The organism is Streptomyces sp. NPDC091416 (assembly GCF_044756845.1).
GTDB lineage: Bacteria > Actinomycetota > Actinomycetes > Streptomycetales > Streptomycetaceae > Streptomyces.
This window is the reverse complement of sequence record NZ_JBIVTU010000011.1, coordinates 218,920-232,989: the sequence shown is the minus strand read 5'-3', so window position 1 is coordinate 232,989 and position 14,070 is coordinate 218,920. Positions and strand designations below refer to the sequence as shown.

At 71.1% G+C, this 14,070-nt stretch carries 13 protein-coding genes and 1 pseudogene; 1 reads left to right on the top strand and 13 read right to left on the bottom strand.

Going from position 1 to position 14,070, the window contains the following annotated elements; all coding sequences use genetic code 11:
* Positions 1-3: 3 nt before the first annotated feature.
* From lepB (ACIQMX_RS29810) to ACIQMX_RS29765, 10 genes and pseudogenes are all read right to left on the bottom strand, one after another.
* Positions 4-891 carry a signal peptidase I gene (lepB, locus tag ACIQMX_RS29810; protein WP_363071951.1) on the bottom strand — a complete coding sequence of 296 codons (888 nt, stop codon included), beginning with the start codon at positions 889-891 and terminating at the stop codon, positions 4-6.
* Positions 797-1,086: pseudogene (locus ACIQMX_RS29805) on the bottom strand (signal peptidase I); the annotation flags it as partial. The gene lepB (ACIQMX_RS29810) and the pseudogene ACIQMX_RS29805, both read right to left, overlap by 95 nt.
* Positions 1,087-1,104: 18 nt before the next feature.
* Complete coding sequence (gene lepB / locus ACIQMX_RS29800) at positions 1,105-2,067, bottom strand: signal peptidase I (protein WP_363071911.1); 963 nt, start codon at positions 2,065-2,067, stop codon at positions 1,105-1,107.
* Positions 2,060-2,830 carry a signal peptidase I gene (lepB, locus tag ACIQMX_RS29795; protein WP_363071913.1) on the bottom strand — a complete coding sequence of 257 codons (771 nt, stop codon included), beginning with the start codon at positions 2,828-2,830 and terminating at the stop codon, positions 2,060-2,062. Before lepB (ACIQMX_RS29795) ends, lepB (ACIQMX_RS29800) begins: the two co-directional genes overlap by 8 nt.
* Before the next feature lie 45 nt (positions 2,831-2,875).
* The gene (gene rplS, locus ACIQMX_RS29790; RefSeq protein WP_136329605.1) at positions 2,876-3,226 is read right to left on the bottom strand and encodes a 50S ribosomal protein L19; all 351 of its coding nucleotides are present in this window, start codon (positions 3,224-3,226) and stop codon (positions 2,876-2,878) included.
* A gap of 128 nt (positions 3,227-3,354) precedes the next feature.
* On the bottom strand, positions 3,355-4,176 hold the full coding sequence (gene trmD / locus ACIQMX_RS29785; protein ID WP_148021158.1) for a tRNA (guanosine(37)-N1)-methyltransferase TrmD: 822 nt from the start codon (positions 4,174-4,176) through the stop codon (positions 3,355-3,357).
* Positions 4,176-4,781: a ribosome maturation factor RimM gene (gene rimM, locus ACIQMX_RS29780; protein WP_363071915.1), complete on the bottom strand. Its 606-nt coding sequence runs from the start codon at positions 4,779-4,781 to the stop codon at positions 4,176-4,178. The genes trmD and rimM overlap by 1 nt, the downstream gene beginning before the upstream one ends.
* Before the next feature lie 79 nt (positions 4,782-4,860).
* Complete coding sequence (locus ACIQMX_RS29775; protein ID WP_003980229.1) at positions 4,861-5,100, bottom strand: RNA-binding protein; 240 nt, start codon at positions 5,098-5,100, stop codon at positions 4,861-4,863.
* Between the two features lie 2 nt (positions 5,101-5,102).
* Entirely contained in the window at positions 5,103-5,546 is a 444-nt protein-coding gene (gene rpsP / locus ACIQMX_RS29770; RefSeq protein ID WP_148021156.1) for a 30S ribosomal protein S16, read from the bottom strand.
* A 157-nt stretch (positions 5,547-5,703) separates the two neighbouring features.
* Entirely contained in the window at positions 5,704-6,297 is a 594-nt protein-coding gene (locus tag ACIQMX_RS29765) for a hypothetical protein (protein ID WP_148021155.1), read from the bottom strand.
* 594 nt (positions 6,298-6,891) lie between these two features.
* Between ACIQMX_RS29765 and ACIQMX_RS29760 the strand changes: the two genes are divergently transcribed.
* On the top strand, positions 6,892-7,746 hold the full coding sequence (locus ACIQMX_RS29760) for a class I SAM-dependent methyltransferase (RefSeq protein ID WP_402482661.1): 855 nt from the start codon (positions 6,892-6,894) through the stop codon (positions 7,744-7,746).
* Between the two features lie 45 nt (positions 7,747-7,791).
* Here the strand turns inward: ACIQMX_RS29760 and ftsH are convergent, their stop codons facing one another.
* The 3 genes from ftsH to ACIQMX_RS29745 all read right to left on the bottom strand — a co-directional run bounded on the left by ftsH (position 7,792) and on the right by ACIQMX_RS29745 (position 14,058).
* Positions 7,792-9,708, bottom strand: a complete 1,917-nt coding sequence (ftsH, locus tag ACIQMX_RS29755; RefSeq protein WP_363071919.1) for an ATP-dependent zinc metalloprotease FtsH — start codon at positions 9,706-9,708, stop codon at positions 7,792-7,794.
* A gap of 221 nt (positions 9,709-9,929) precedes the next feature.
* Positions 9,930-11,483 (bottom strand): signal recognition particle protein, encoded by a 1,554-nt coding sequence (ffh, locus tag ACIQMX_RS29750; protein ID WP_363071921.1) that lies wholly within the window; start codon positions 11,481-11,483, stop codon positions 9,930-9,932.
* A 121-nt stretch (positions 11,484-11,604) separates the two neighbouring features.
* Entirely contained in the window at positions 11,605-14,058 is a 2,454-nt protein-coding gene (locus tag ACIQMX_RS29745; protein ID WP_363071923.1) for a [protein-PII] uridylyltransferase, read from the bottom strand.
* Positions 14,059-14,070: the final 12 nt, after the last annotated feature.

Sequence of the window (14,070 nt, the reverse complement as noted above, 5' to 3'; positions counted from 1 at the left end):
ACCCTACCCGGCGGTAGGCCCGCTGGTCAGCCTCCGCCGACGCCAGAACACGAGGGGCAGTGCACCCGCTACACCCAGTGCTCCGGGTGCCACTCCCAGGGCGGCGTTCAGCCCCGGCTGGTCGAAGGTCTTCGGAACCGACAGGACCGCCCAGCGGTTGACCGGCCATGCGATGACCACAGCCCGGCCTACTACGTCGTCCACCGGCACGAAGCCCTTGTTCGCGTCGTTCATGTGGTAGCGCGAGTCGGCGGAGTCCTGCCGGTGGTCGCCCATCACCCAGATCTTGCCGTCGGGGACCTTGAACGGGCCGAACGGCATGTCGTCGCACGGGGTCCCGCCCGGGAAGATGTACGGCTCGTCGAGCGCCTTGCCGTTGACCTTGACCGGACCGCCCTTCTTGCACTCCACCGTGTCACCGCCGACCGCAATGGTCCGCTTGATCAGGTCCTTCTCCTCGGCCGAAGGCATCAGGCCGATGAAGCTGAGGAACTTCTGCACCACGTTCGTCTCGGGTGTCTCGGTGTCCGTCAGCCAGCCGCCCGGGTCGTGGAAGACGACCACTTCGCCCCGCTCGGGCTCCGAGCCGAACCACGGCGTCAGCTTGTCGACCAGCACCCGGTCGCCCCGCTGAAGCGTGTTCTGCATCGAGTCCGACGGGATCGAGAACGCCTGCACCAGGAACGTCTTGATCAACAGGGCGAGAACGAGCGCGATGCCGATGAGCAGGGGCAGCTCCTTCCAGAAGGAGCGGGGCTTCTTCTGCGCCGTGCTGCCGCTGCCCTGGGAGCCGCTGTCACTCTCCGTCGAGTCCGCCGCCGTCCCGCCGTTCGCCGGGTTCTCCGGCCGATCCTCGGGTTCGTCGTGTCCGGATCGTGCGCCGACCGCCAAATCCCCCACATCCACTCCTTATTCCGTGCCACCGCCTGCGCCTTGCCGGCACAGGCCCACCACTCCCCTAACGAGCGGGGGTTCCCCAGGAATCGGGAGCGGGACCATCCCGTAGCGATCGCGAAAGTACACACTATTCGACCGGGTCATTCCCCCGGCACCTCCGCCGCGCCGCGCCCTTGCTCTCGCACCGCCCGCTCCGCCTTCGGCGAACTACCCGGCTCCTCGGTGCCTGCGCCTGCGCCCCAGCCGGTGCAGGCCCACCACTCCCGCGAGGAGCGGGAGCTCCGCGGGGGCGGGCAGACGGGACGATCCGTGCAGTTCCCGGGACACACGCTTCGACGGCCGGGGGGCAGCCGCCGCGGCGCCTGCGTCCGGGACCGAGGAGAAGGCGGACCGCTCCTCCAGTTCGCGCCAGTGGCCGAAGGGCCAGGCGATCACCACGGCGCGGCCCACCACGGCGTCCTCGGAAACCGTGCCGTCACCCGTCTTGTCCAGGTGGAACCGTGAGTCGGCGGAATTGGAGCGATGGTCCCCCATCACGAAGATTCTCCCGGCCGGAACCTTTACCTCGAATTTGATCGTGGAGGGCGAATCGCCGGGATAGATGTAGGGCTCGTCGATCGCCATCCCGTTCACGATGAGCCTGCCGTCCTGCTCGCAGCACTTCACCGTGTCGCCGCCCACGGCGACCACCCGCTTGATCAGATCCTGCTCGTCGTCGGAGGGCAGCAGCCCGATGAAGGTCAGCACCTCCTTCACCTGCTTGATGACGACGGGAGACTCCTTGGGAGCCTCCACCGGGTTCGGCGGCGGCCAGTCGGAGGGGTTCTTGAACACGACGACGTCACCGCGCTCCGGCTTCGACCCGAACCAGGGCGTCAGCTTGTCCACGAGGACGCGGTCACCGATCCGGATGGTCTGTTCCATCGACCCCGACGGGATCACGAAGGCCTGCACCAGAAAGGTCTTGAGGACCAGGGCGATCAGCAGGGCCACGGTGATGAGCAGGGGTATCTCCTTCACCGCCGACCTGCGCCGCTTCCGCTTCACCTTGCGGGCGAGCTTGCGCCGCTCCGCGCGGGTGGGCAGCGAGCGCGCGGCTGTCGGCCGGGTGCCGGTGGGCAGCGGAATCTCCGGATCCGCGGCGCCTTGCCTCCGCCCGCGGTTACCCATGCGCCGAACCGGGGGCGGGTACGCCGTCGAACGCCGCGGTGTCCGGAACGGTCCCGAGACGGCCCAGCGGCCAGCCGAACCAGTCGGCCCGGCCGATCACCTTGCCGACGGGCACCATGCCACCGCCCGGTTCGCCCAGGTGGTCGCGGGAGTCACGGGAGTTGCTCCGGTGGTCGCCCATCATCCAGAGCGTGCCGTCGGGCACGACGATGTCGAAGGGCGCCCGGGACGGCGCGTCCCCCGCGAACAGGTAGTCCTCGTTCACCGGCCGGCCGTTCACCTCGACCCGCCCGCGCTTGTCGCAGCAGACCACCCGGTCGCCCCCCACGCCCACCACCCGTTTCACGAAGTCGGTCTCGGCGGGCTCCACGAGCCCCAGGGAAGCCGCCGCGCCGTGCAGCAGCCCGGTCACGGGGTTCTCCGGCGGCGACTCCTGGACGAAGGATCCGGTGCCGTCGAAGACCACCACGTCGCCGCGCTGGGGTACGGAGCCGAAACGGTACGCCAATTTGTTGACGAGCACCCGGTCCCCGATCTGCAGAGTGGACTCCATCGAGCCACTGGGAATCAGGAAGGGCTGCACCACGAAGGTGCTGAAGAGCAGCACGCCGGCCGAACAGACGGCACCGAGCGCAAGGGTGCGCCGCCACGACACCGTGGCGGCGAAACGGCTCGTGACACGCGAGAAGCGCGACCCCTCCTCCGTCCCCGTAGTGGGTGCGGAGGAGCGGTCGCGCTCCAGGTGCTCTGCTTCCGTGTCCATCGGGGCCAGAGCTTATCCGGCCGTCCTGTGGACCAGTCAGTCAGCTCAGCGGTCGCGCTTCTCCTTGATCTTCGCGGCCTTGCCGCGCAGCTCACGGAGGAAGTACAGCTTGGCGCGACGCACGTCACCGCGGGTGATCAGCTCGATCTTCTCGAAGATCGGGCTGTGCACCGGGAAGGTGCGCTCGACGCCGACCTGGAAGGAGACCTTGCGGACCGTGAAGGTCTCGCTGATGCCCGCGCCCTGGCGGCGGATGACAATGCCCTTGAACTGCTGGATACGGGAGCGGTTGCCCTCGATCACGCGGACGTGGACGTTGACGGTGTCGCCGGGGCGGAACGCCGGGACGTCGGTACGCAGCGAAGCGGCGTTGACGTCATCGAGCAGGGAAGCCATGGTGTCTGCTTTCTTCGCCGATGCCACAGGTCATCGACGGGAGAGTGTGATGAGTTCGGATTGCTGATCGCGTCGGACGGGCGTCGTTCCCCCTGTGGCAGGGGCGCACGCGGACGTACAGCAGCGGCTTATTCTTCCACGGCCTGGGGCCTGCGCCAAAATCGGCCGCCGGGCTCGGGTGACCAGCCGAGGATGGAGAGCATCTCGCGGTCCTTCTTGTCGAAGGCGCTCGCCTCGCAACGCTCGATCAGATCGGGCCGGTTGAGTGCGGTACGGCGGAAGGCCTCGTCCCGGCGCCAGCGCGCGATCCGCCCGTGGTGGCCGCTGAGCAGCACGTCCGGGATCCCCCGGCCCCGCCACTCGGGCGGCTTGGTGTAGACGGGGCCCTCCAGCAGATTGGCCATCGCGCCCGGCGCGAAGGAGTCGTCCCGGTGCGACTCGGCGTTGCCGAGGACACCGGGCAGCAGCCGGGCCACCGCCTCCGTGATGACCAGCACGGCGGCCTCGCCGCCGGCCAGCACGTAGTCGCCGATGGACACCTCGACGACCGGCATCCGGGTGGCGTACTCCTCCGTCACCCGCCGGTCGATGCCCTCGTAGCGGGCCGGGGTGAAGATCAGCCAGGGCCGCTCGGACAACTCGACGGCGAGCTCCTGGGTGAACGGCCGGCCGCTCGGGGTGGGGACCACGAGCACCGGGGAGTGCGCCCCGGACTCGTACCCGTCCGCCAGGGCCTCGTCCAGGGCGTCACCCCACGGCTCGGTCTTCATGACCATGCCGGGGCCGCCGCCGTAGGGGGTGTCGTCGACCGTGTTGTGGCGGTCGTACGTCCACTCCCGCAGATCGTGCACCTGTACGTCGAGGCGCCCGCGGGCGCGGGCCTTGCCGACGAGCGAGACGTTCAGCGGTTCCAGGTACTCGGGGAAGATCGTGACGACGTCGAGGCGCATCAGGCGTCTTTCCCGGCTTCGGCGGAACCGGTCCGCGAGGAGCCGTCCTCGGCGGAGTCCGCTTCCTCGTCGCGCGTCGACACCACGATCGCCTCGCTCTCGTCGATCAGCCCGGGCGGCGGCGTGATCACCGCGCGCTGCTCCTCCAGGTCGATCTCGACGACGATCTCCTCGACGAACGGGATCATGACCTCGGTGCCGTCGGGACGCTCCACGATGAAGAGGTCCTGGGACGGCAGGTGCGTGATCTCGGTGATCCGGCCGATCTCGGTGCCGTCGGCGAGGACGACGTCGAGGTCCATCAGCTGATGGTCGTAGAACTCCTCGGGGTCCTCCGGGAGCTCCGCCGGGTCGACCTCGGCGATCAGCAGCGTGTTGCGCAGCGCCTCGGCGGCCGTACGGTCCCGTACTCCCTCGAAACGCAGCAGCAGCCTGCCGCTGTGCACCCGGCCGGTCTCGATCGTCAGCGGCCCCGTGGAGGCCGGCTCGGTGGCCAGCACGGCGCCGGGTCCGAGCCGGAGCTCCGGCTCGTCCGTGCGCACCTCGACGGTGACCTCGCCCTTGATGCCGTGGGCGCGACCGATCCGCGCGACTACCAACTGCACCTTGTGTCTCTCCTGTCGTACGACGACGGGCCGGGGTGGGCGCATGGCCCTCCCCGGCCCGTGCCGGTGTTCAACTCTGTCAGCGAACCTGGTCCACATCGACGAGGTCGACGCGGATACCACGGCCGCCGATGGCGCCCACGACGGTTCGCAGCGCGCGTGCGGTGCGGCCGTTGCGGCCGATCACCTTTCCGAGGTCATCGGGATGGACCCGAACCTCGAGCACACGACCACGACGCAGGGTGCGCGAGGCGACCTGCACGTCGTCGGGGTTGTCGACGATGCCTTTCACGAGGTGCTCGAGAGCCTCCTCGAGCATGCTCAGGCCTCGGTCGACTCGGCGGGCGCGGCGGCGTCAGCAGCCTCGTCCGCCTTCTTGTCGGCCTTCTTCGCCTTCTGCGTGATGGCCTCGCCCTTGGACTCCTCGCCGGCGTCCTTGGTGAGGGCCTCGAACAGAGCGCGCTTGTCAGCCTTGGGCTCCGGCTGCAGCAGCGGCGCGGGGGCCGGGAGGCCCTTGTGCGCCTGCCAGTCACCGGTGAGCTTCAGGATGGCGAGAACCGGCTCGGTCGGCTGGGCGCCGACGGACAGCCAGTACTGCGCACGCTCTGCGTTGACCTCGATGCGCGAGGGGTTCTGTACCGGGTGGTACAGGCCGATCTCCTCGATGGCCCGGCCGTCACGGCGGGTACGGGAGTCGGCGACGACGATGCGGTAGTGAGGCGAACGGATCTTGCCCAGACGCTTCAGCTTGATCTTGACTGCCACGGAAGTGGTGTCTCCTGGTCTATGACGTGGTTGGGCACAACTAGATGCCACGTGGGGTTGCGGTACTCGGAGTGCCCGATGGACGCGTCAGCCGGAGGAGAGAGGGGTCCTATGCGACTGTCGAGTACAGCTAGCCATTGTGCCACACCACGCCGCCTCACCCCACCGCGACCACTGCCTCCGGGATCCGGAACGGCTTTCCGCAGCCGCCGCAGACGATCGGGGCCTGCGCGAGGACCGACGGGACGACGCGCACGTTGCGGCCGCAGTCACAGACGGCCTTGACCCGCACGCCTCCTCCGGAGGAGCCGTGCCGGGCCGCGGGCCCGCGGAAGGAGCGCTTGGTATCGGCGGCGGTGGCCACGGTGTGCGCCTTGAGGGCGCGCTGCAGCCGCTCCGTCGTCGGCCGGTACCGGCGCTTGGCTTCGGGATTGAGCGTGACCAGCGAAAAGCCACTGCTGGGGTGGGGTTCCTCGGCGTGATCGAGGCCCAGCTCCTCGGCGATCGCGAGGAATCGACGGTTGTGGTATCGGCCGGCGCGCGAGGTGTCACGGACACCTCGGGCGGCGGCAATGCCGTGGACTGCCTCATGGAGCAGTCGCTCGAAGGAGAGCTCGGCGCCACAGGCGGACGAGGACTCTCCGATCAGGGACTCGGGCGCGGCAAGATCGGGCAGCTCGGGGTGGTACCGCTGAATGTCGGCCCACGCCTGTGCCAGCTCTGCGGCAAGTACAGGTGGTGTCGTGCTCACGTCGTGACCAACGAGCGCGGGGCCCTCGGTGTTCCGATTCCGGGCCATCCCAAATATTTTGCACGTACCAGTCAGTTGCCGTTCATGCGTCCTGACGAGGGCGGGTGCGCTGATCTGCGGAGAAGACGCACAGCTCACACCAAGGTGGTACGTAGCGCCGGGTACGCCCCGGCGCGTAGACGGTGCGTACGCCCGCCCGCCGATGGCGGGGGCGCCGGGCCCCGACCCCGACACTACCCGCGGCCCGCCGCCCGCGCCGCACCCCTCCCCCGAGCAGCTCCGGGGCGCCGCCGGGCCCGGCCCGGAGCGCTCGACGTGCCCGCCCCCGCGCGCCGGGTGAGACTGGACCGCAGCACGCGAAAGCGGAAACGCCGGGCACCCCTGTCCACGGGCGCCCCGGCTCCGGGCGCATCCCGTGCCGCCACTGCGGGCAACCATTGCCCGTAGACCCCTGGACGCGGCGGCGGATGCGCAGTTCTCTGGCATACGGGGGAAGCGCGGACGTACGACCACGGGGAGATCGTCCATTCAGGCTCGACCGATCGGTACGGCCGACCGGTACGACCGGCATCTCGGCGGATTGGGGCGCATTCCATGACACCAACGCTCGTCCGGCACCACACGCAGGCGGAGCCGTCCGCGTCCATGGACACCGGTTCCCGTGCCCGCGACTGGGCCGAGATCCAGGAGCGGATGCTCGCACCGCTCTACGAGGCGGTGTACACACGGCTCGAAGCCGGACCCGCCACACGCATGCTCTCGCTCGGCTGCGGATCCGGCCTCGCGCTGCTGATCGCGGCCGGCCGCGGTGCCCACGTCACGGGTGTCGACCCCGACCTGGAACGCCTGTCGCTCGCCCGGATCCGGCTGCTGCCCGGACCGGAGGAGGCAAGCGGGCCCGGATCCGCCGAGCCCCAGCTCCTGGAGTCCGTTCCGGCCCCGGTGCCCGGCCGTGAGCCGTACAACCTGATCACCGCCTTCACCCCGATCGGCTGCTCCCCCGACGACGGGGAGGAGCTGGTGAGGACGCTCGGCGCCGCGGTGCCCCTCGCCGGCCGGCGCAGCACGGTCGTCCTGACCGGCTGGGGGCCGCCCGAGCGGTGCACCACCGATGCCGTGCTGCGGGTGGCCACGCGGCTCGCGGAGGGCCCCGGCACGGCGCGCGGCACGGGCGGGCGCGGGGCGCGGCGGGACGACCTGGAGAACGTGGCGTTCCGCTCCGGTCTGAAGCCGGACGGCTCGGGGCGGGTGGCGTGCCCGTTCGGCTACGCGGACGTGGACAGCGCGGTACGGGGCCTGCTGTCGACGCGGCTCTTCGACGCCGCGGTACGGGCGACGGACCGGTCCCAGGTGGAGAAGGAGGTCGCGGAGGCCCTGCAACCGCATCTGCGCCGGGACGGCACGGTGTGGATGCCGAACGTGTTCCGCTACCTCGTCTGCACCACGTAGGACGTCCACGGCGCCGGCCCGCGTGCGGGCCCGCGCCTTCACCCGCTACTTCACCGGCCGGGTGATCCCGGCCGCCCGGTAGGCGTCCGCTTCGTCGAGCGTCTCGTTCGCCAGCAGCGCCGCGGACAGCGCGTCCAGCCGGTCCCGGTTCTCCCGCAGCATCCGGCAGGCCGTCTCGTAGCACTCGTCGACGATGCGGCGCATCTCACCGTCCACCGCGTCCAGTGTCGCGGGCGCCGCCGACAGGCCGTACGCCTGCTGGGCGTCGGCCGGGACCGCCGTCAGCCGGCCCACCTTGTGGCTCATGCCCCACCGGCCCACCATGCCCCGGGCGAGCTGGGTGACCTGCTCCAGATCGCTCTCCGCGCCCGTGGTGATGACCCCGAACACCACCTGCTCGGCCGCCATACCGCCGAGCGCACCGATGATCCGGCCGCGCAGATACTCCTCGGTGTACGCGTACTTGTCGGCGTCCGGCGTCGAGAGCGTGACGCCCAGCGCCCGGCCGCGCGGCACGATGGTCACCTTGCGGACCGGGTCCGCGCCCGGCTGGAGCATGCCCAGCAGCGCGTGCCCGCTCTCGTGGTAGGCCGTCCGGCGGCGCTCCTCGTCCGACATGACGAGTGCGCGCTCCGCCCCGAGCTGGACCTTCTCCAGCGCGTCCGAGAAGTCGGCGCCGCCGACCTCCGGCCGCCCGCGCTTGACGGCGAGGAGCGCGGCCTCGTTGGCGAGGTTGGCGAGGTCCGCGCCGGTCATTCCCGGAGTCGTACGGGCCACCTGGGCCAGGTCCACGTCCGGGGCCATCGGGATCTGCCGGGTGTGGATCTCCAGGATCGCCTCCCGGCCGTTCTTGTCCGGCGGGCTGACGTGGACGATCCGGTCGAAGCGGCCGGGCCTGGTGAGCGCCGGGTCGAGCACGTCGGCGCGGTTGGTCGCCGCGAGCACCACGACGCCCTCCGACCCGGAGAAGCCGTCCATCTCCGTGAGGATCTGGTTGAGCGTCTGCTCGCGTTCGTCGTGCCCGCCCATGCCCGATCCGCCGCCGCGGACCCGTCCGATGGTGTCGATCTCGTCGATGAACACGATGGCGGGGGCGACCTTGCGCGCCTCGGCGAACAGCTCCCGGACCCGGCCGGCGCCGACCCCGACGATCATTTCGATGAACTCGGAGGCCGAGGCGGAGAAGAACGGCACCCCCGCCTCCCCCGCGACCGCCCTCGCCAGCAGCGTCTTCCCGGTGCCGGGAGGGCCCGCGAGCAGTACTCCTCCGGGCATCCGGGCCCCCATCTTCCGGTAGGCGTCCGGATTCTTCAGAAAGTCGACGACGTCGTTGAGCTCACCCGCGACCTCGTCGATCCCCGCCACGTCCTTGAACGTCGTACGCCGGTTCCCCTCCAGCTCCACCGGCTTCGGCGGGGCCTTGCGGCCGAAGCCGCCCATGCCGCCGCCCATCCCGCCGCGCGACATCCGCCGGGCGATGAACACCCACAGCAGGACGAGCAGCAGCATCGGCGCGAGCGAGATCAGCAGGTTGGCGAGGAAGCTGCGTTCCTTGACGACCGGCTCCGCGGTGACCGTGACGTCGTCCTTGACGAGCTCGGCCCAGAGGTTGTCATCGGCGAAGGCGGGCCGCTGGGTGACGAACTTGGTGTACGTGTCGTCGCTGCCCGGGACCTTCGCCTTCTTCTTCAGCTGCCCCTGGATGGCATCGCCCTTGGAGTAGATCTTGGAGACGTTGCCCGAGGTGACCTGCTTGCTGAACTCCGTGTACGCGATCGTCGGCTCGTCGTCGCCGTTGAAGAAGGAGAGCACCAGATTGGCGATCAGATAGACGGCCAGCGCGGTCAGCAGAAGACCGCCCCAGCCTCCCGGCATCTTCCGGCCGGGGGGCGGGGGCTTCGGCGCACCCTCGGAACGCCAGGGCTGGTCGGTGCGGTCACGGGGAGGTACGGGATTGGTCACGCGGTCTCCTCTGCCGACAGCCATGGAGCCGACATTAAGGGAGAAATGCAGGCAAAGCCCTCGGAGCGATGGACCGCTGGGCCCATGGAGGGACCACACGACCCGCGTTCACGCCCGAGAGGACCCGCGCCACCCCGCACGCACGCCCGAGGGGGCGCCCGCCGTGAGACGGGCGCCCCCTCGGGAACGTGGGACAGCCGGATCGCGACCCGGCGGGCTGCTCAGCCCATGAACTTCTTGAACTCGTCCGGCAGCTCGAAGTTCTTGTCTTCCTGACCGGCCGGCAGACCGAACGCCCCGCCCTGCGCCGCCTGCTCGCGGCGGGCCGCCTCGGCCGCTTCCTCGGCCTTGCGCTTCATCGGGTTACCGCTCTTGCGCTTGCCCTTGGCCTGCTTGACCTGCTTCTTCTGCCGGCCGGGACCACCGCCCATGCCCGGCATCCCGGGCATCCCCGGCATGCCGCCGCCCTGCGCCATCTTCGACATCATCTTGCGGGCCTCGAAGAACCGCTCGACCAGGTTCTTCACGGCGCTGACGTCGACACCGGAACCCTTGGCGATACGGGCCCGCCGCGAGCCGTTGATGATCGTCGGCTCGGCGCGTTCCTTCGGGGTCATCGACTTGATGATCGCGGCGGTGCGGTCGACGTCGCGCTCGTCGATGTTGTTGATCTGGTCCTTGATCTGCCCCATGCCGGGCAGCATCCCGAGCAGCTTGGAGATGGAGCCCATCTTCCGGACCTGCTCCATCTGGGCCAGGAAGTCGTCGAGCGTGAAGTCCTTCCCGCCCTTGCTGGACGCCAGCTTCGAGGCCATTTGAGCGGCCTCTTCCTGGCTGAAGGTCTTCTCCGCCTGCTCGATCAGGGTGAGCAGGTCACCCATGTCGAGGATGCGGGAGGCCATGCGGTCGGGGTGGAAGGCGTCGAAGTCCTCGAGCTTCTCACCGTTCGACGCGAACATGATCTGCTTGCCCGTGACGTGGGCGATCGACAGGGCCGCACCACCGCGGGCGTCACCGTCGAGCTTGGAGAGGACGACACCGTCGAAGCCGACGCCGTCGCGGAAGGCCTCGGCGGTGTTGACCGCGTCCTGGCCGATCATCGCGTCGACGACGAAGAGGATCTCGTCGGGGCTGACGGCGTCGCGGATGTCCGCGGCCTGCTGCATCAGCTCCTGGTCGATACCGAGGCGGCCGGCGGTGTCGACGACGACCACGTCGTACTGCTTGGTCCGGGCGTACTCGATCGAGTCCTTGGCGACCTGGACCGGGTCGCCCACGCCGTTGCCCGGCTGCGGCGCGTACACGGCGACGCCGGCGCGGTCGGCGACGACGCTCAGCTGGTTCACGGCATTGGGGCGCTGGAGGTCACACGCGACGAGCAGCGGGGAGTGGCCCTGGCCCTTGAGCCAGACGCCGAGCTTTCCGGCGAGGGTCGTCTTGCCGGCACCCTGGAGGCCGGCCAGCATGATCACGGTGGGCGCGGTCTTGGCGAACCGCAGCCGACGCGTCTCGCCGCCGAGGATGGAGACGAGCTCCTCGTTGACGATCTTGACGACCTGCTGGGCGGGATTCAGCGCCTGGGAGACCTCGACGCCGCGCGCCCGCTCCTTCACATTGGCGATGAAGGCCCGGACGACGGGCAGCGCGACATCCGCTTCGAGCAGGGCGATACGGATCTCGCGAGCCGTGGCGTCGATGTCCGCCTCGGACAAGCGGCCCTTGCCCCTGAGGTTCTTGAAAGTCGCGGCAAGGCGGTCGGAGAGAGTATCGAACACGGCGCTCGTCGGTCCTCAGGGTCGGGGGCGGGGTCGGGTAATCGTCCCCCAGGGTATCCGGACGCCGGAGAACGCAAAGCCCTCGCCCGGTTCTCGTGACGGACGAGCGGGGTGACGAGGCTCAGCCGAGCGCCTTCTCGACCTCCCGGGCCAGTTCCGCGGCCCGCTCGGCAGGCAGCGGCTCGCCCTCCGGGTCCGTGACGTAGAAGGCGTCCACCGCGTTCGCCCCCAGCGTCGACACATGCGCGCTGCGCACCCGTACCGCGCTCTGCTCCAGCGCCCGGCCGATCCGGTGCAGCAGTCCGGGGGCGTCCTGGGCGCGTACCTCGATCACCGTGGCCAGCTGCGAGCCGGCCGCCGCGACCGTCACCCTCGGCGGCGGGGCCTTCACTCCGCGGCGCCGGGGGTAGGCCGCCTCCCGCTCGGCCAGACGGGCGCTGATGTCCAGCGAGCCGTCCAGGGCGCGGACGAGGTCGGCGCGCAGCCGGGCGGCCTGGGGCAGGGAGCCGTACTCGGCCGCGACCCGCCAGCTGAGCAGCAGCAGGTCCGCCCTCTCGCCCAGTTCCGTGGGGAGCTCGACGGCCCTCAGGTCGGCGGCGCGGACGGTGAGGCGGTGCAGGGCGAGGACCCCGGCGGCGGCGGGCAGGACGCCGGGCCGGTCGGGAAGGGCGATGAGGAGTTCGACGCCGACGGGTTCGGGCCCGCCGTCCTCCTGCGAGGCCTCGGTCTGGGTGTGCAGGGCGAGGACGGGTTCGCCGGTGCGCAGGGCCTCGATGGCCAGGCGCTCCTGCTCGGCACCGGGCGCCTCGGGTGCGGGTTCCTCGGGCGCCTCGCCGGCGAGGACGGCCGCGACGCGCTTGACGAGGTCGGCGACGAGGGAGGCGCGCCAGGTGGACCAGGCGGCGGGCCCGGTGGCGAGCGCGTCGGCCTCGGTGAGCGCGTGCAGGAGCTCCAGGGTGGCTGCGCTGCCGACGGCGGTGGCGACGGAGCGGACGGTGGCCGGGTCGTCGAGGTCGCGTCGGGTGGCGGTCTCGACGAGCAGCAGATGGTGGCGTACGAGGGTGGCGATGACGCCCACGTCGTGCTGGTCGAAGCCGATCCGGGCGGCCATGTCGCGGGCGATGACCTCGCCGGCGACAGAGTGGTCGCCGGGCCAGCCCTTGCCGATGTCGTGGAGCAGGGCTGCGACGAGCAGGAGGTCGGGGCGGCCGACGCGGCGGGTGAGGGAGGAGGCGCGGACGGCCGCCTCGACGAGGTGGCGGTCCACGGTCCAGGTGTGGACGGGGTTGCGCTGGGGACGGCAGTGGACCCGTTCCCAGTCGGGCAGGAGCCGGGTGATGAGCCCTTCGGCCTCCAGCGCCTCCCAGACGGGGACGGTGGCCTCGCCCGCGCCGAGGAGGGTGACGAGTTCCTCCCGGGCCTCGGCCGGCCACGGCACCGGCAGCGGTTTGGCGGCGGTGGCGAGGTGGCGTACGACGTGACGGGAGAGCGGGAGTTCGGACTGCGCGGCCGCCGCGGCGGCCCGCAGGACGAGGACCGGGTCGCGTTCGGGCCGGGCGGTGCGGGCCAGGACGACCTCGCCCTCGGCCTCGACGACGCCGTCGGCGAGCGGGGTCCGGTCGGCGGCCGGGGCGCGGCCGCCGCCCAGCATCGCGCGCAGCCTCGGCCGGGCCGAGCGGGCGCGCAGCACCCGGTTGACCTCGCGCCAGGTGACGTCGGTGGCGTACGAGACGGTGCGGGCGGCTTCGTAGACCTGGCGCAGCAGGGCGTCGGCGTCCAGGAGGCCGAGCGCGGCGGCGACCTGGTCCTGTTCCTGGAGTGCGAGGCGGTCGGTGGCGCGGCCGGTGGTGAGGTGGAGTGCGTCGCGGGTGTCGAGGAGGACGCGGCGGGCCTCGGCGAGGCCCTCGCGGGGGGCGTCGGCGACCCAGGAGGCGGCGACGGCACGCAGGGCGGTGGCGTCGCGCAGTCCGCCCCGGGCCTCCTTGAGGTCGGGTTCCAGGAGGAACTGGAGCTCGCCCTGGCGCTCCGCCCGTTCGCGGCAGAGCTCGTCGAGTGCGGGCAGGCGCTTGGGGGCCTGGTTGCGCCAGTCGGCGAGGATCGCGGTGCGCAGCGAGGCGACGAGGCCGAGGTCTCCGGCGACGGGCCGGGCGTCAAGCAGTCCGAGCTGGACCTTGAGGTCCTCGCCGGCCGTTCTGCGGGCTTCGGCGGGGGTGCGTACGGAGTGGTCGAGGGCGAGGCCCAGGTCCCAGACGGGGTACCAGACGCGGTCGGCGAGGGCGGCGACCGCTGCGGCGTCGGCGCTGCCGTCGTGCAGGAGCAGGAGGTCGAGGTCGCTGCGCGGCGAGAGTTCGCCGCGGCCGTAGCCGCCGACTGCGACGAGGGCGGCGCCCCGGACACCCGCGTGCTCGGCCGCGGCGTTGAAGAGGCCGGTCAGCCACGCGTCGGTGAGCGTGGCGAGGGCCGCACGGCGCGGCGGCCCGGACTGCGCCTTCTCCTGGAGAAGGCGCAGCCGGGCCGCCGCGTAGCCGCTGGGTCCCGATTCCTCGGATTCGGTGGTCACTTCGGTGCTCGTCACCCAGCTGCCTTT

Excerpts from the sequence above, each read along its gene's own strand:
- lepB (WP_363071911.1), bottom strand. The coding sequence starts at position 2,067 with ATGGGTAACCGCGGGCGGAGGCAAGGCGCCGCGGATCCGGAGATTCCG.
- lepB (WP_363071913.1), bottom strand. The coding sequence starts at position 2,830 with ATGGACACGGAAGCAGAGCACCTGGAGCGCGACCGCTCCTCCGCACCC.
- rplS (WP_136329605.1), bottom strand. The coding sequence starts at position 3,226 with ATGGCTTCCCTGCTCGATGACGTCAACGCCGCTTCGCTGCGTACCGAC.
- trmD (WP_148021158.1), bottom strand. The coding sequence starts at position 4,176 with ATGCGCCTCGACGTCGTCACGATCTTCCCCGAGTACCTGGAACCGCTG.
- ACIQMX_RS29775 (WP_003980229.1), bottom strand. The coding sequence starts at position 5,100 with ATGCTCGAGGAGGCTCTCGAGCACCTCGTGAAAGGCATCGTCGACAAC.
- ACIQMX_RS29760 (WP_402482661.1), top strand. The coding sequence starts at position 6,892 with ATGACACCAACGCTCGTCCGGCACCACACGCAGGCGGAGCCGTCCGCG.